We start from the raw sequence: 15,238 nt of genomic DNA, 5'->3' as shown, positions 1-15,238 counted from the left end.
TTGTGCCGCGGCGTGCGCCGCCCGGCCCGGGTCCTGCACGCAGTCGCTCGTCGACGTCTACGCCCCGGTGAAACGCGGAGCTCGCTTCTCCTTGAAGGCGGCCAGCGCTTCCGGCATGTCGGCGCATCGGGTCAGTAGCGCCTGCCCCCGGTTCTCCAACTCGAGCGCCGCCGCGTACGACGTCACTTCCTGGTTCCGCTGCAACGCGCGCTTCGACATCCGGATCCCGCCGGGGGAATTCGTCGCGATCGTCTCGGCCAGCGCGACGGCCTCGTCGAAGAGGTTCTCGCTCGGCACCACCCGGTTGGCCAGCCCGATCCGGACCGCCTCCTCGGCGCCGACGAAGCGTGCCGTGTACGCGATCTCGGCCGCCCGGCCCGGCCCGACGAGGCGGGTCAGTTGCCAGGAGGTGCCGAGTTCCCCGACGGACAACCCCACCTTGACGAAGGCCGCGTTGAACTTCGCGGTCGGGGCGACCAGCCGGATGTCGGCGGCGAGGGCGAGCGACATACCGCCGCCGGAGGCAGCACCGTGGATCGCCGCGATCACCGGGAACGGCAGATGCCGCAGCGCAGCAAGGCCCCCGGTCGCGGTCTCCTGGAACTTCAGGAATTCGCGCACGCCCATTTCGGTGATCACACTGATCTCGTCGAGGTCGAACCCGGCGCAGAACACCCGATCTCCCGCACCGCGGATGATCAGCGCCCGCGCGTCGGTGTCGCGCAATGCGTATGCGGCGGTGTTGAACTCTTCGAACATCTTCACGACCATCGAGTTCATCCGGTCGGGCCGGTTGATCGTGAGAACGGCGATCTTGTCCTCGAGCACCTCGAGGGTGAGGGTCTCGAGCCGGGGTGGCTCGTAGTTGCTCAGCACGGACGTATTTTCTCGCGTGTCCATCTGCGTCATGTCGATCACCGGCCCGTGAACTTCGGGGTGCGCTTGTCCTTGAACGCGGCCAGCGCTTCGGGCATGTCCTCACCGCGGGTGAGCAGCGCCTGGCCGCGGTTCTCCAGTTCGAGCGCCGCGGCGTAGGACGACACCTCCATGTTCGCGTGCAGTGCGCGTTTCGACAGCTGCACGCCGGCAGGCGAGTTCGCGCAGATGAGGCGCGCCATCGCGAGCGCCTCGGCGAGCAGCGACTCGGCGGGCACCACCGCGTTCAGCAGCCCGAGCGACTCCGCTTCGACGGCCTCGATGAATCGGCCCGTGTACGCGAACTCCGCGGCCCGCGCCGGGCCGATCAACCGGGTGAGGTGCCAGGAGGCGCCCAGGTCCCCGGCCGAGAGGCCGATTCGCACGAACGCCGCGTTGAACCGCGCGGCCGGCGAGCCGATCCGGATGTCGGCAGCCAGGGACAGGGACAGTCCTCCACCGGCCGCCGCGCCGTTGACCGCCGCGATCACCGGAACGCGGATGCTCCGGATCGCCGAGAGCGCCCGCGCCGCCAGCTCCTGCTGATCGAGCATCCCCATCGGCGTCAACGACGACAGCCCTTCGGCGTCGTCGAGATCGAACCCGCCGCAGAACGCCTTGCCGGCGCCGGTGAGGATCACCACACGCAGGTCGTCCTCGCGATCGAGTTGCAACGCCACTTTCTCGAGTTCGACGAACATCGTGTTCGTCATCGAGTTCATTCGTTCGGGACGGTTCAACGTCACGACGGCGATCCCGGGTTCGGGTCGCTCGAGCGTGAACGTTTCCCATGTCGTGGGCTCGGTCACGGGTTCACTCCTTCTTCGGTCCGGCGGTTCCAGGTGGGCGCCGTGAGTTCGTGTGATCGGTCAGGCTTCGGCGGGGGTTTGTCGTACCGCGCCCGAACGCAGCCATTGGTCGGTGCGGTCGGAGTCGATTCCCCAGTCGGTCAGAATCTCGGTGGTGTGCTCCCCCGGACTCGGCGGACGGCGGTCCACCGCCGCCGCCGAGCGGCTGAACCGGGGAGCGGGGGCCGGCTGGACGAGTCCGTCGACCTCGACGAAGGTCCCGCGGGCGACATGGTGGGGATGCGACGGCGCCTCGTCGACGTCGAGAACCGGGGCGATGCACGGCGTGTGCCCTTCGGCCGCGTCGAGCCACTCCGCGAGGGTGCGGCCCCGTACGGCGTCGGCGAACACCTTCTTCATCTGCGGCCATTGCGCGCGGTCGTTCTGATCCGGCAGATCGTCGGGCAGGCCCAGCAGGGCTACGAGGTCGGCGTAGAAGTGCGGTTCGAGCGCGCCGACCGAGAGCCATTTGCCGTCGGCGGTCTCGTAGGCGTCGTAGAAGGGTGCGCCGCTGTCGACGAGGTTCGTGCCGCGTTCACGGTTCCACGACCCGCTCTGCGCGAAGCCGAAGAACGGCGTCGCAAGGAGGGCGGCCCCTTCCACCATCGAGGCGTCGATCACCTGCCCGATGCCTGAGCGCTGCCTCTCGAAGAGCGCAGACAGCACTCCCAAGGCGAGAAGCATTCCGCCACCACCGAAATCACCGACCAGGCTGAGCGGCGGGGTGGGCGGCTGACCGTGGCGTCCGATCAGCGACAGGACACCACTGAGTGCCACGTAGTTGATGTCGTGACCGACGTGCTGCGCGAGAGGGCCGTCCTGCCCGAAGCCCGTCATGCGACCGTAGATCAACCGCGGATTGCGCTGGGCACAGTCGTCCGGTCCGACCCCGAGCCGCTCGGTGACGCCGGGGCGGAAGCCCTCGATCAGGACGTCGGCGTCCGCCACGAGCGACAGCACCACCTCCGCTCCGTCCGGGTGCTTGAGATCGACGGCAAGCGAACGGCGTCCCCGGTGCAGCAGTTCGGTGCGGAAATCTGCATTCGGCCCGACCAACCCTGCGCCGGTGGCACGGTCGACCCGCACCACGTCCGCACCGAGATCGGCCAGCAGCATGGCACAGAACGGCCCCGGGCCGATCGAACCGATTTCGACCACCTTCAGACCCGACAGCGGACCCGTGAACGAGCGTTTCGTGTCGTTCTGCGTCATTGCTGCACCTTCCCGAATTTGGTCTGATAATAATACCTTCTTGTGGTTCAGGGAAGGCTCCCAGAACACAGGAATGCTCCGGTTCAGTCGCGGACCATGCTCGTCTCCCCCGAGCGGTCGGCAGCGCGCCCACGTCGAAGCCGAGCCTGCGCACTCACCACCAACACGACGGACATCAGGACCACGACGCCACCGACGACCAGCGCAGGAGTGACCGGCTCGGACAGGACGACGGACCCGAGAGCGACGGCCACCACGGGGTTCACGTACGTGTGGGTCGCCACCAGCGACAGCGGTGCATGGTGCAGCAACCACGCGTATGCAGTGAATCCGACGACCGAGCCGAAGATCACGAGATAGCCGAACGCGCCCCAGGCCCGCAGTCCGATCTCGCCCCCGAAACGCTCGCGGGTGACCACCGACGCCAGCATCATCGCCGCACCGGCCGCCAGGAGTTGATACGTCGCGCCCACGTACACGTCCTGCGGCAGCCAGAGCCTCGGCTTGATCCAGGAGCCGAACGACCACGACAGGCTCGACAGCACGATGACCGCCGCGCCGACCAGCGGGAGGCTCGAACGGTCACCGCCGGTCGGCAGCACCAGCACGGCCAGGCCGATGAGGCCCACCCCCACCCCGGCTAGCTCGAGCGCTCGCGGGCGGTCGCCGGACACGGCACGGTAGATGCAGATCCACACGGGCACCATCGCGACGAGAAGCGCCGTCACTCCGGAGGGCACGCCGTGCAACTGGCCGACCGACGTCAGGCCGTTTCCACACGCGAGGAGCAGGACCCCGAGGAACGCGGCACCGCCGGCCTCACGCCGGGTGACGAGCAGCCGCCTCCAGCCGCGGCGCACGGCGAGAAATACGGCCATCAGCAGGGCGGCAAGAAGGAATCGCGCACCCATCGAGCCGAGGGGCGGCACCTCCTCGATGACCAGGCGGATCGCGAGGTAGATCGATCCCCAGATCAGGTAGACCAGCGACAGGGCGAGCGCGACCGCTCCCCGCCCGGCGGATCCGGACGACACGGCGCTCAGGAGAAGCGCGGGGCGCGCTTCTCGAGGAACGCGGTGATGCCCTCCTTCGCCTCCCCGCTCTCGAACAGGTCCTGCTCCTGGGCGACCTCGAAGCGGAAGCCCTCGTCGAGCGGCGTGTCGAACGCGGCGTCGACCGTCCGGATGACGGCGCGCTGCGCGGGCAGCGACATCGTGCACAGCTCGGCCGCGAGGGCGAGCGCCGCCTCCGTCGCGCCGCCGGCCGCGACGAGCCGGTCGATCAGCCCGATCGCGTGTGCCTCGTCGGCGCGGACCTGGCGGGCGGTCAGCATGATGTCGAGCGCACGACCACGGCCCACAAGACGCGGGAGACGTTGGGTACCACCGGCTCCCGGGATGAGACCGAGCTTGACCTCGGGAAGCCCGAACTTCGCGTCCGCCCCGCCGACCCGCAGGGTGCAGGCCATCGCGAGCTCGAGGCCACCCCCGAGCGCGAGACCGTCCACCGCGGCGATCGTGATCCGGTCGGCCGACGCGAGCCGGTCGAGCGCCCCGCGGAGCCGATCGCCGTAGGCGGTAAATGACTCTGCATCCACCGACGACATGTGCTTGATGTCCGCCCCTGCAGCGAAGAAGCCGGGGATATCCGATCGGACGACGATCACCTTCACCGAACCGTCGGCATCGGCGGCGTCCAGCGCCGCGTTCAGGCCGTCGATGATCGGCAGGCCCAGGGCGTTCGCGGGCCTACGCTGGAGCGTGATCGTCATGACGCCGGCAGCGGCGTCACTCCATGTGACTGCGGGCGTAGCGGTTTCCGACATGCACACCATCCTGTTCGAACCAGCAATGACCCAACCATACTAATTGTTGGACCGAAATGGAAGGTCAGGGCCGGCGCGGGAACTTATCGAACTCCGGACGGCGCTTCGCCTTGAACGCCTCGCGCCCCTCCCTGGCTTCTTCCGTGGAGTAGAACAGCAGATTCGCATCGTGGGCGAGCTGCTGGATGCCGGCCATGCCGTCCTCCGCCGCATTGAAACTGGCCTTCATGAGGCGCAGCGCGAAGGGGGAGAGCTCGAGCATCTCGCGGCACCACTGGACGGTTTCGCGCTCGAGGTCGGCCAGTGGCACCACGGTGTTGACCAGCCCCATCTCCAGGGCCTGCCGTGCGTCGTACTGGCGGCACAGGAACCAGATCTCCTTGGCCTTCTTCACCCCGACCAACTCCGCGAGCAGACCCGCGCCGTATCCGCCGTCGAAGGAACCGACCTTGGGACCGACCTGGCCGAAGCGGGCGTTGTCCGCCGCGATTGTCAGATCGCACACCAGATGCAGGATGTGCCCGCCGCCGATCGCATACCCGGCGACCATGGCCACCACCGGCTTCGGCAGTCGGCGAATCTGGATCTGCAGGTCGGTGACGTGGAAGCGTCCCACGCCGCCCGCCTTACCCGGCTCGGTGAGGTAGCCGGTGTCTCCGCGCACCCGCTGGTCACCTCCCGAGCAGAACGCGTCGGGCCCCTCCCCTGTCAGCACGATGACACCGATCGAGGAATCCTCCCGGGCATCGACCAACGCGTCGGAGATCTCCATCAACGTCTGCGGCCGGAACGCATTGCGCACCTCGGGACGGCAGATCGTGATCTTTGCGATCCCGTCACCGCTGTGCTCGTACCGGATGTCCTCGTACTCTTCCACCGGAGTCCAGGCCACGGTTGCGCCTGCTTCGTTGTTCGTCGTCATGTCGCGATCATAGGCGCACCTGCAAACGATCGTTAACGTTCCAGCCGTGTTCACACTCCCGATCGTCCGCCGCTCCTTGTCCACCAATCACTTCCAGCCCCGCACTGTATGGACTTTGCACTGCGTGCGCGTGGATGCAGACCTTTCCGTCACGTCCGTCGACCCGGTGTCACTGTGGTGCAGCCGACCGTCACGGAGACGCACAAGGACGGTCTCGCCGTCCCGCCGTCGGGAGCGACGGAGTCGGCGATTTCGAGATCCATGCGTGCCTCCTCGGCCGGCGAAGCTGTCAGTTCGAGGGCTCCCCGACATAGCGTCCCGGAGCGGGGCCGAGCGGATACTCGGCTTCGTGCAGGACCGGCGACGACATGCGGTCTCCTGACCTCTCACTTACCCAGTCGGCCCACGGCTCCCACCAACTGCCCGTCACGCGGGTGGCCTGGTCGAGCCACTGGTGCGGGTCCGCACCGGGGGCGCCGCCGGTCCAGTAATGGGACTTCGGATTGCCGGGCGGATTGACGAGGCTCGCGATGTGCCCGGAGTAGCTGAGAACGAACGTGCAATCACCTCCGAGGAGCTGTGTGGTCCGGTAACACCCCTTCCAGGCGGTGAGATGGTCGTCGATCGCACCGGAGACGAAGGTCGGGACTGTGACGGTCCCCGGGTCGACGGGCGTGCCGAGCACCGTCATCGAGCCCGGCTTCGCCAGCATGTTGTCGCGGAAGATGTCGAGGAACTGAGCATGTAGGGAGCCGGGCAGATTCGTGCCGTCGGCGTTCCACGCAAGTATGTCGAATGCAGGCGGGGTCCTGCCCATCAGATAATTGTTGACGACGTAGTTGAACACGAGGTCGTCCGGGCGCATCCACAGGAAGGCGTTGCCCATGTCGCGGGCGCTGATGATGCCGTTCCTCAATGAGCGGCCCCGCGCGAAAGACACCAGCTTTTGCCCGGCGAACGCATCGAGCAGTTCCTTGTTCTCGAAGTCGAGCATGGTGACCGCATAGGACATCGAGTGCACCCGCGTGTCGCCGGTGGCCGCCATATGATTGAGCAGCCCGGTCGAGATGATGCCACCCGCGCAGAATCCGATGAGATTCACGTCGTCGCTGCCGGTTTCTGCTCGAACCGTGTCGATCGCCTCGGAGACTCGCCGAGCGTAGGTGTCGAGATCCCATCCGCCCTGGTCCTGGTTGGGGTTACGCCAGGAGAGCATGAAGGTTTGCAGACCGCGGGACACGGAGTGTTCGACGAAACTGCGTCCCGGCTGGAGGTCCAGGAAGTAGAAGCGGCCGATCGGGGGCGGCACCACCAGTACCGGACGGGCGTGCACGGTGTCGGTGGTGGGCACATAGCGGAGCACCTCCGCGACCTCGTCCCGGGCCACCACGGCACCGGGTGTGACGGCGAGATCGCGGCCGACCTCGAAGGCACCGTGCGGGACCATGGCGGGCATGCCACCGTTTCGCCGCACGTCGGTGACGTAGTTCCGGAGTCCGCGCACCAGGTTCAGGCCGGCCGTGTCGAACGTCTCCTTGAGGACCGTGGGGTTCGTCATGAGGTAGTTCGTCGGGGCGAGTCCGCTCACGACGATCCGTGCTGCGAAGGCGAGTTGTTGTGCCCGAACCGGATCGGCGATTCGGCCGATACGGTCGACCGCGTCCTCGATCTCCCGAGCGGACAGCAGATAGGCCTGACCGATGCGCCGGTACATCGGGTTCGAGGTCCACGCGGGATCGACGAATCGACGATCCCCCTTCGGGGGTGCGACCTCGGAAGCGCCGAGGGCGATCCGAGATAGTTCACCGCCGAATCGGGCCGAGCCGGCGGCAACCGCGCGGACACCCTCGGCGGCTCCGCTCACGACGCCGGCCCACCGGCCCATCCGTCGATACAGGCCGCTGCCCGGTAGGGGAATCTTCATGGTTGGTGGCTCCTTCGGGTGCCGCACTATCGCGTTCCTGCCCGAACCGCGAGAGCCGAGTCGCCTTACCCCCGCGCCCGTTCGAGATTCACACGAATTTGAATTACGTTCATGGTCAAATTGTTCGAGTAATTCGAGGGACCTGCCGCAGGTGGGTGGGCCGCTCGGTCTCGGATCGACCCGATCGCACGCGGCACGCCGAGCTCCGGACACGACGGACGGACACGACGGACGGACACGCCGGCCGGCAGCCGATCGACTGCCGGCCGGTGTGTGGGACAGGCAGTGGCGCTCAGGCCATCGTCAGGCCACCACTGACGGACAGGGTCTGGCCGGTGACGAACTCCGCCTCGTCGGAGGCGAAGAACGCCACGGCGGCGCCGATGTCGGTGGCCTTGCCGAGCCGCTTCATCGGCACCGCGCGGGTCATGCCGGCGATCACCTTGTCGGCTTCCTGACCGGAGTTGTCGGCGAACTTGCGCAGGGCCGGGGTGTCCGTCGGTCCGGGGCACACCGTGTTGGCGGTGACGCCCTTCGTGGCGACCTCACGAGCGAGGGTCTTGGTGAACGCGATGATGCCGCCCTTGGCACCCGAGTACACCGCTTCGAGCGACGAGCCGACGCGTCCGGCGTCCGAACCGATGTTGATGACGCGCCCCCAGCCACGCTCGACCATGCCCGGCAGGGTCGCCTGGACGACCCGCAGCTGGCCCTTGAAGTTGATCTCGAGGATCCGGTCCCAGAACGCCTCGTCGGTCTTCAGGAACGGCATGAAGTCGTCCCATCCGGCGTTGTTGACGACGATCTCGACGGGACCGAACTGCTCGGCGACCTGCTTGACCGCCGCCTGCACGGACTCGGTGTCCGTCACGTCGACCGGGACGGCGATTGCCTGGCCTCCGGCCTCGCGGATGGCGGCCGCGGTCTCCTCGGCGGCCTCGAGGTTGAGGTCGGCGACCGCGACGCGGAAGCCCGCGGCACCCAGCGCATCGGAGATTCCCTTGCCGATGCCCTGCGCGCCGCCGGTGACGAATGCGACTCGATTGCTCATGATTTCACTCCGTGTTGTTGGTTCTGATGTCGAAGTCGTACCGGGGACGAGGGCGTCAGCGCACGCCCGCGGCCCACTGGATCGGGCCGGCCACGATCGAGTGGCTGGTGAGCTTGCGGCCCAGCACCTGCTGAGCTTCGCGAGCGGCGTCGATGACCAAGTCGAGGTCGAGGCCGGTCTCCACGCCCATTTCGTGGAACATGCTCACCAGGTCCTCGGTGGCGATGTTGCCGGTCGAACCCACCGGGACGGGGCAGCCGCCCAGTTCACCGAAGCTCGACTCGAAGCTCGCGCACCCCGCCTCGAGCGCGGCGAACGCGTTCGCGAGGCCCTGGCCGCGGGTGTTGTGGAAGTGCGCGGTGACCTCGACGCCGGGCAGACGTTCGATGGCCGCGGCGAAGAACTCCGAGGCGTAGGCCGGATTGCACATGCCGGTGGTGTCACCGAAGCCGATCTCCGTGGCTCCGGATTCGGCGAATCTCTCCGCCAGGTCCAACACCCGCTTCAACTCCACCTTGCCCTCGAAGGGGCATCCGAACGACGTCGCGATGACCGCAGCGCAGTGCAGGTCCTCGGCGACGATCCGGCGAGCCATGATGTCGTTGTCCGCCATGGTTTCGTCGACGGTGCGGTTGACGTTCTTCTTGTTGTGGGTTTCGGATGCGCTGACGAAGATCGCGACCTCGTGGAAGGTGTCGCGAACCTTCAGCGCGTTGTCCAGTCCCTTGCTGTTCGGCACGAGGACCATCAGCCTCACGTCGTCGGGCACGTCGATGCGGCTGAGCACCTCCACCCCGTCCGACAGCTGCGGGATGACGTCGGGCCGCACGAAACTGGCGACCTCGATACGCTTCAGGCCGGCGCGCCCGAGGGCGTTGATCAGCCGCACCTTGTCGTCGGTCGGGATGGTCTCCGGCTCGTTCTGGAAGCCGTCGCGCGGACCGACTTCTCGGATCTGTACCCGTTGGGGACGCGTCATGGCGTTCACTCCTCGTTTCCGCTCGCTCCGCTACGAAGCAAGGTCGTGCTCGGTCAGTGCGATGTCCAGCTGCTCGCGATGTTCCGGGGCTGCCACGGCGATCATTCGTCGGGCCCGTTCCGCGAGCGAACAGCCCCGCAGTTCGGCGACGCCGTGCTCGGTGACGACGTAGTCCACGTCGGCGCGGGCCGTGGTGACGGATCCGAACTGGAGGGCCGGCTTGATCGACGAGCGGCCCCGCGCGGTGGACCGCAGCGCGATGACCGAGCGGCCCCCGGTCAGGGCCGCGGCCCGGGAGAAGTCCACCTGTCCGCCGACCGCGCCGACGTAGGTGGCTCCGGCCTGTTCCGCCCCCACCTGCCCGGTGAGGTCGACCTCGATGGCGGAGTTGATCGACACGAGCGCGGTCAGCTGCGAGAGCACTTGCGGCGCATGGGTATAGCTGGCGGGACGGAATTCCACCGGCAGGTGCGGGAGTCGCTCGTACAGGGTGGCCGTGCCCAGCGCCGCCCCGGTGACGTGGCGTCCGATGTCGATCTGTTTGCGCGCACCGGTCAGCACGCCCTTGTCGATCAGCCGCAGCACCGCATCGGAGATCATGCCGGAGTGCAGGCCGAGGTCCCGATGTCCTTCCAGGGCCGCCAGCACCGCCGAGGGCAGCGTGCCCACACCGACCTGGATGGTGTCGCCGTCCTCGACGAGGCCGGCGACGTGCCGGGCGATCGCCGTCTCGACGGCGGCGGGCTCACGGTCGGGCGCTTCGAGCAGCGGCCGGTCGGTCTCGACGACCGCCGCGAACCGCGACAGCGGGATCCTGGGTGCACCGTGGGTGGTCGGCATGCGCTGATTGATCTCGGCGATCAGGACGGGGGTGTGCTCGAGTGCGTCGGCGACGTAGTCGACGCCGACGCCGAGCGAGCAGTTGCCGTCGGCGTCGGGAGGAGCGACCTGCACGAACCCGACGTCGCACGGCAGGCGGTGCTCGGCGAACAGCCGGGGTAATGCCCCGTAGTGGCAGGGCACGACCTCGAGCCGGTCCCGTTGGCTGAGCCGGCGCAGTTCACCGAGCCCGCCGTAGGAGACGACGGACAACTCGTCCGGGGTCTGCTCGGTGAGTCGGCGGTCCCAGGTCAGTCCCACGAACGCCCGGACCGGGCCGATCGACGGGAGCTGGTCGAGCAGGGCGTGGACGAGCGGGGTGGGTTCCGCGCTCGTCTGGCTCCACCAGATTCCGTCGCCGGCCCGGACGTGGGGCGTGAGGTCGATCATCAGTCGATCCGTTGGATCAGGGTGGCGGTTCCGAGTCCGCCACCGCAGCACATGGTGACCAGTCCGATTTCGGCGTCGCGACGTTCGAGTTCGGCGACGATCGTCGCGATGAGACGGGCGCCGGTGGCGCCGACCGGGTGCCCGAGCGCGATCGCGCCGCCGTTGACGTTGACCCGGTCCATGTCGGGCTTGAGTTCGCGTTCCCAGGCCAGGACCACGGAACTGAACGCCTCGTTGATCTCGAAGAGGTCGATGTCGTCGATCGTCATCCCGTTGCGGTCGAGCAGCTTCTGTGTTGCCGGAATCGGACCGGTGAGCATGATGATCGGGTCGACTCCGACCGTGGTCTGGTCGAGGATCCGGGCGCGGGCGCGCAGACCGTGGGTCTCGACCGCGTCCCGCGAGGCGAGCAGGACACCGGCCGCGCCGTCCGAGATCGGCGACGAACTGCCGGCGGTGATCCGGCCGTTCTCCCGGAACGCGGTCCTCAGGCCGGCCAGGGTATCCAGGCTCGTGCCGGGCCGGACGGTCTGGTCGGTCCTGCGGAACTCGCCGTCGAGCTCGAGGGGGATCATCTCTTCGTCGAACCGCCCGGCCTCGATGGCCTCGGTCGCCAGACGATGGGATCGCACGGCGAATTCGTCCATCTCCTGCCGGGCGATGCCCCACCGGTCGGCGATGAGCTCGGCGCTCTCGCCCTGGTGCACGAAGTCGTACTTCTCCCGCAACTCGGCCGGCCACGGATCGCCGTAGAACTCGGAGATCTTGGCCGGGGAGTTGATCGGCACGTGGCCCATGTGCTCGACACCGCCGGCGATGACGAGGTCGTGCGTGCCGGACCCGACGAGGGCGGCACCCATCTCGACCGCGGTCTGCGCGGAGCCGCAACGGCGGTCGAGGACGACGGCCGGCACCTCGGGCGGGTATCCGGCCTGCAGCCATGCGTTGCGGCCGATGTTGCGGGACTGCTCACCGAAGGGCGCGGTGCAACCGACGATGAGGTCCTCCACTGCCGCCGGGGCCAGACCGCTGCGGCGGATCAGATCCGTGTAGACCGCGCCGAGCATCTCGTTCGGATGCGTATCACGGAACCATCCGCGTTCGGCGTGGGATCGGCCCATGGGGGTGCGAGCCGCTTCGGCGATGATCACCTCGCGCGCGGAGCGCTGGAACGGGTTGGTTGCGTTGGTCATCAGATCACCGTTCCACCGTCGACGGGCAGCACCTGGCCCGTGATGTACGAGGCGCCGTCGGAGGCGAAGAACACGAAGCTGGCCGAGATCTCGTTCGGCTCGGCCCAGCGCCTCAGCGCGACACGCTCGAGGGTCTTGGCCGCGAGCTTGTCGTTGCTGCGGATGTTCTCGGTCATCGGCGTGGCTGCAAGGGGCGCAATGGCATTGACGGTGATCTGTTTGCGGGCGAGCTCGCGGGCCAGCGACTTGGTCAGGCCGATGATGCCCGCCTTGGCCGCCCCGTAATTGGCCTGGCCGATGGTACCTTGCAGGCCGGCGGCGGAGGTGACGTTGATGACGCGCCCGGTGCCGTCCTCCGGCAGATAGGGCAGCACGGCTTTGCTGCACACGTAGCTGCCGACGAGGTGGATGTCGACGATGCGGCGGAAGTCGTCCTCCTCGAGATTCGGGAACATCGCGGGTGCGATGGCCCCGGCGTTGTTGACCAGGATGTTGACGACGCCGCCCCCGAGGGCGGCGGCCTGCTCCGCCGCGGCCGCGGCCTGGGCGGCGTTGCGGACGTCGAGCACGGCGGACTTGGCGGTACCGCCGGTGGCGGTGATCTCCGCGGCGACGGCGGCGGCCGCGTCCTCGTCGACATCGGTGACGAGGACGGCAGCGCCGGCGGCGGCGTACGCGTGCGCGACGGAGGCGCCGATGCCGCTGCCCGCGCCGGTCACGAGGGCGGATCTTCCGGTGAGTTCGAACATCAGTAGCTCCTGGGGAGGCCGAGCACGTGCTCGCCGAGGTAGTTGAGAACCATTTCCTGGCTCAGTGGTGCGATGCGCGTCAGGCGCGCCTCACGGAAGTAGCGCGCGACGTGGTACTCCTCCGAGTAGCCCATGCCGCCGTGGGTCTGCAGGGCGCGGTCGGCGGCCTGGAAGCCGGCGTCGGCGCACAGGTACTTGGCCATGTTGGCCTCGCGGGCGCAGGGGCGGCCGTTGTCGTAGAGCCAGGTCGCCTTGCGCAGGACGAGCTCGGCGGCGTCGAGGTGGGCGAGGGAGTCCGCGAGGGGGAACTGGATGCCCTGGTTCATGCCGATCGGGCGGCCGAACACCTCACGCTCGGTGGCGTACTGGGTGGCGCGGTGCAGGGCGGCGCGGCCGATGCCGAGGGCCTCGGAGGCGACGAGCATCCGTTCCGGGTTGAGCCCGTCGAGGATGTACTTGAAGCCCTTGCCCTCCTCGCCGACCCGATCCTCGACGGGGATCTCGAGTCCGTCGATGAACAACTCGTTGGAGGTGACGGCATTGCGGCCCATCTTCTTGATGGGGCGGATCTCGACCTTCGAGCGGTCCAGGTCGGTGAGGAAGAGCGTGAGACCGTCGGTCTTCTTGGTCACGTCCTCGAACTTGGTGGTGCGGGTGAGCAGGAGGATCTTCTCCGACTCCATCGCCTTCGAGATCCACACCTTGCGTCCGTTGACGATGTACTTGTCGCCGTCGCGCCGCGCGAAGGTGGTGATCTTGGTGGTGTCCAGGCCCGCGCCGGGTTCGGTGACCCCGAAGCACACGTGCAGGTCTCCGTTGACGATTCGCGGCAGGGTGCGCTGCTTGAGTTCCTCGGAGCCGTGCACGATCACCGGGTGCATGCCGAAGATCGACAGGTGCATCGAGCTGGCGCCGTTCATGCCGGCTCCGGACGCGGCGACCTCCTGCAGCAGGATCGAGGCCTCGGTGATGCCCAGGCCGTGTCCTCCGTACTCCTCGGGGGTGGTGATGCCCAGCCAGCCGCCCTTGGCGAACGCGTCGTAGAACTCCGTGGGGAATTCGTGGGCGGCGTCCTTCTCCACCCAGTACTGCTCGTCGAACTTGCCGGCGAGTTCTCGTACCGCATCTCGGATCGTTGCCTGATCCTCGGTCAGATCGAAGTCCACAACACAGTCCCGTCGTCGTCGCTACCGTTTGGCATTAAGTTACTAAAGGACAGACCATTTAGTCAACGGTGGTCAGCCGGCCGCCGGCAGAAGAGGCAGATCCCGAGCGAGACGCTCGTTCCACACCTCCGGGCTTCCGAACAGCTTCTCGTCGAGCTTGGTGCGCTTGTAGAACAGCTGCAGGTCGTGCTCCCACGTGTAGCCGATGGCGCCGTGCATCACGAGCGCACCGTCGGCGGCCTGGACCGCACTCCGGGTCACCTGCGCCTTCGCGATCGCAGCATGCATCGCGCGCTCCTCGAGGCCGAGATCCACCGAGGCCGCGGCATAGTAGGCGATGGACCGAGCCGCCTCCACGGACACGAGAATCGTTGCGGCAGAGTGCTTCATCGCCTGGAAGGAACCGATCGGCACACCGAACTGGTGGCGTGTTCGGCTGTAGTCCACCGCCAACCGCAGCATCCGCTCCATCGCCCCGAGCGCGTCCGCGGAGACGAGCACGGCGGCGCGCAACCCCGCGTCGGCCAGCGCGGCCGGCGCGTCGACGTCGAGGCGCTGCGCAACGACGTTCTCGAACCGTACGTCCGCCGCGCCCCGGGACGGATCGAGGAAACGCCGCGGCGTGACCGTGACGCCCGGGTCTGCGACCCGAACGAGATAGAGGGCCGCTCCCTCGCTCCCCTCGGCGGGGACGACGAGCCGAGCGGCCCGTTCGGCGCCGAGCACCGCGGACACGCGACCGGTCAGCGCCCCTCGCTCGTCGACGCGCACGGCGTCGCGGAGCCCGAGGGGACGACTGGAATCGAGTGCCAGGGCAGCGAATTCGCCACCGGTGAGCACCGCGTCGGCGACATCAGGCGGCAACAGAGGGGCCGCGAGCACCGACGCGGTCCACGCGCTCGCCGGTGCGGCACACCGGCCCAGCGCCTCGGCGGTCAGCGCGAGTTCGACCAGACCGCCGCCCTGTCCGCCCACGTCCTCCGGCAGGCCGGCCGAGAACCACCCCTCCTCCACGAATCTGCGCTCGAACTCGGCAGGTTCACCCGATTCGCCCCACTTCCGGACGTTCGCGGGTGCCGCGAACCGCTCGAGCCAGCCGCCGAGGGCTTCGGTGAACATTTCCTGCTCTTCTGACAGCTCCCAACGCATGGAACTGGTCCTCTCGATGAGTCGGGGAATACCCTG

At 68.0% G+C, this 15,238-nt stretch carries 14 protein-coding genes; all 14 read right to left on the bottom strand.

From position 1 onward, the window contains the following. Positions 1–57: 57 nt before the first annotated feature. The 14 genes from JYA75_RS10105 to JYA75_RS10040 all read right to left on the bottom strand — a co-directional run bounded on the left by JYA75_RS10105 (position 58) and on the right by JYA75_RS10040 (position 15,202). Complete coding sequence (locus JYA75_RS10105) at positions 58–909, bottom strand: enoyl-CoA hydratase-related protein (protein ID WP_203329941.1); 852 nt, start codon at positions 907–909, stop codon at positions 58–60. A 5-nt stretch (positions 910–914) separates the two neighbouring features. After that, positions 915–1,724 carry an enoyl-CoA hydratase-related protein gene (locus JYA75_RS10100; protein WP_203329940.1) on the bottom strand — a complete coding sequence of 270 codons (810 nt, stop codon included), beginning with the start codon at positions 1,722–1,724 and terminating at the stop codon, positions 915–917. Between the two features lie 60 nt (positions 1,725–1,784). Further along, on the bottom strand, positions 1,785–2,975 hold the full coding sequence (locus JYA75_RS10095; RefSeq protein WP_006934175.1) for a CaiB/BaiF CoA-transferase family protein: 1,191 nt from the start codon (positions 2,973–2,975) through the stop codon (positions 1,785–1,787). 83 nt (positions 2,976–3,058) lie between these two features. Then, the gene (locus JYA75_RS10090; RefSeq protein ID WP_029545748.1) at positions 3,059–4,009 is read right to left on the bottom strand and encodes an EamA family transporter; all 951 of its coding nucleotides are present in this window, start codon (positions 4,007–4,009) and stop codon (positions 3,059–3,061) included. A gap of 5 nt (positions 4,010–4,014) precedes the next feature. Further along, complete coding sequence (locus JYA75_RS10085) at positions 4,015–4,800, bottom strand: enoyl-CoA hydratase-related protein (RefSeq protein WP_006934177.1); 786 nt, start codon at positions 4,798–4,800, stop codon at positions 4,015–4,017. Between the two features lie 64 nt (positions 4,801–4,864). Beyond that, positions 4,865–5,722, bottom strand: coding sequence for a 1,4-dihydroxy-2-naphthoyl-CoA synthase (menB, locus tag JYA75_RS10080; protein ID WP_203330171.1), 858 nt, complete (start codon positions 5,720–5,722; stop codon positions 4,865–4,867). A 289-nt stretch (positions 5,723–6,011) separates the two neighbouring features. After that, positions 6,012–7,646 carry an alpha/beta fold hydrolase gene (locus JYA75_RS10075; RefSeq protein WP_006934186.1) on the bottom strand — a complete coding sequence of 545 codons (1,635 nt, stop codon included), beginning with the start codon at positions 7,644–7,646 and terminating at the stop codon, positions 6,012–6,014. A gap of 292 nt (positions 7,647–7,938) precedes the next feature. Next, positions 7,939–8,697, bottom strand: coding sequence for a 3-oxoacyl-ACP reductase family protein (locus tag JYA75_RS10070; protein WP_006934189.1), 759 nt, complete (start codon positions 8,695–8,697; stop codon positions 7,939–7,941). Positions 8,698–8,752: 55 nt separating this feature from the next. Then, positions 8,753–9,676, bottom strand: a complete 924-nt coding sequence (locus JYA75_RS10065) for a hydroxymethylglutaryl-CoA lyase (protein ID WP_006934203.1) — start codon at positions 9,674–9,676, stop codon at positions 8,753–8,755. A gap of 30 nt (positions 9,677–9,706) precedes the next feature. Further along, positions 9,707–10,945: an acetyl-CoA hydrolase/transferase C-terminal domain-containing protein gene (locus tag JYA75_RS10060; RefSeq protein WP_006934204.1), complete on the bottom strand. Its 1,239-nt coding sequence runs from the start codon at positions 10,943–10,945 to the stop codon at positions 9,707–9,709. Beyond that, complete coding sequence (locus JYA75_RS10055; protein ID WP_203329939.1) at positions 10,945–12,138, bottom strand: thiolase family protein; 1,194 nt, start codon at positions 12,136–12,138, stop codon at positions 10,945–10,947. The genes JYA75_RS10060 and JYA75_RS10055 overlap by 1 nt, the downstream gene beginning before the upstream one ends. Continuing rightward, positions 12,138–12,887, bottom strand: a complete 750-nt coding sequence (locus JYA75_RS10050) for an SDR family NAD(P)-dependent oxidoreductase (RefSeq protein WP_006934208.1) — start codon at positions 12,885–12,887, stop codon at positions 12,138–12,140. The genes JYA75_RS10055 and JYA75_RS10050 overlap by 1 nt, the downstream gene beginning before the upstream one ends. Continuing rightward, positions 12,887–14,053 carry an acyl-CoA dehydrogenase family protein gene (locus JYA75_RS10045; protein WP_006934209.1) on the bottom strand — a complete coding sequence of 389 codons (1,167 nt, stop codon included), beginning with the start codon at positions 14,051–14,053 and terminating at the stop codon, positions 12,887–12,889. Before JYA75_RS10045 ends, JYA75_RS10050 begins: the two co-directional genes overlap by 1 nt. A 72-nt stretch (positions 14,054–14,125) precedes the next feature. Continuing rightward, positions 14,126–15,202, bottom strand: coding sequence for an acyl-CoA dehydrogenase family protein (locus JYA75_RS10040; RefSeq protein WP_203329938.1), 1,077 nt, complete (start codon positions 15,200–15,202; stop codon positions 14,126–14,128). Between the last annotated feature and the right edge of the window lie 36 nt (positions 15,203–15,238).

The sequence above is a fragment of the Rhodococcus sp. PSBB066 genome (genome assembly GCF_017068255.1).
GTDB classification, from domain to species: domain Bacteria; phylum Actinomycetota; class Actinomycetes; order Mycobacteriales; family Mycobacteriaceae; genus Rhodococcus; species Rhodococcus aetherivorans.
The sequence above is the reverse complement of the archived record's forward strand: the minus strand, read 5'-3'. Positions and strand labels throughout refer to the sequence as shown.

What these genes read in the sequence shown, in the direction of transcription:
- JYA75_RS10105 (WP_203329941.1), bottom strand. Translation starts at nt 909, where the DNA reads ATGACGCAGATGGACACGCGAGAAAATACGTCCGTGCTGAGCAACTAC.
- JYA75_RS10095 (WP_006934175.1), bottom strand. Translation starts at nt 2,975, where the DNA reads ATGACGCAGAACGACACGAAACGCTCGTTCACGGGTCCGCTGTCGGGT.
- JYA75_RS10085 (WP_006934177.1), bottom strand. Translation starts at nt 4,800, where the DNA reads ATGTCGGAAACCGCTACGCCCGCAGTCACATGGAGTGACGCCGCTGCC.
- menB (WP_203330171.1), bottom strand. Translation starts at nt 5,722, where the DNA reads ATGACGACGAACAACGAAGCAGGCGCAACCGTGGCCTGGACTCCGGTG.
- JYA75_RS10075 (WP_006934186.1), bottom strand. Translation starts at nt 7,646, where the DNA reads ATGAAGATTCCCCTACCGGGCAGCGGCCTGTATCGACGGATGGGCCGG.
- JYA75_RS10070 (WP_006934189.1), bottom strand. Translation starts at nt 8,697, where the DNA reads ATGAGCAATCGAGTCGCATTCGTCACCGGCGGCGCGCAGGGCATCGGC.
- JYA75_RS10065 (WP_006934203.1), bottom strand. Translation starts at nt 9,676, where the DNA reads ATGACGCGTCCCCAACGGGTACAGATCCGAGAAGTCGGTCCGCGCGAC.
- JYA75_RS10060 (WP_006934204.1), bottom strand. Translation starts at nt 10,945, where the DNA reads ATGATCGACCTCACGCCCCACGTCCGGGCCGGCGACGGAATCTGGTGG.
- JYA75_RS10055 (WP_203329939.1), bottom strand. Translation starts at nt 12,138, where the DNA reads ATGACCAACGCAACCAACCCGTTCCAGCGCTCCGCGCGCGAGGTGATC.
- JYA75_RS10050 (WP_006934208.1), bottom strand. Translation starts at nt 12,887, where the DNA reads ATGTTCGAACTCACCGGAAGATCCGCCCTCGTGACCGGCGCGGGCAGC.
- JYA75_RS10040 (WP_203329938.1), bottom strand. Translation starts at nt 15,202, where the DNA reads ATGCGTTGGGAGCTGTCAGAAGAGCAGGAAATGTTCACCGAAGCCCTC.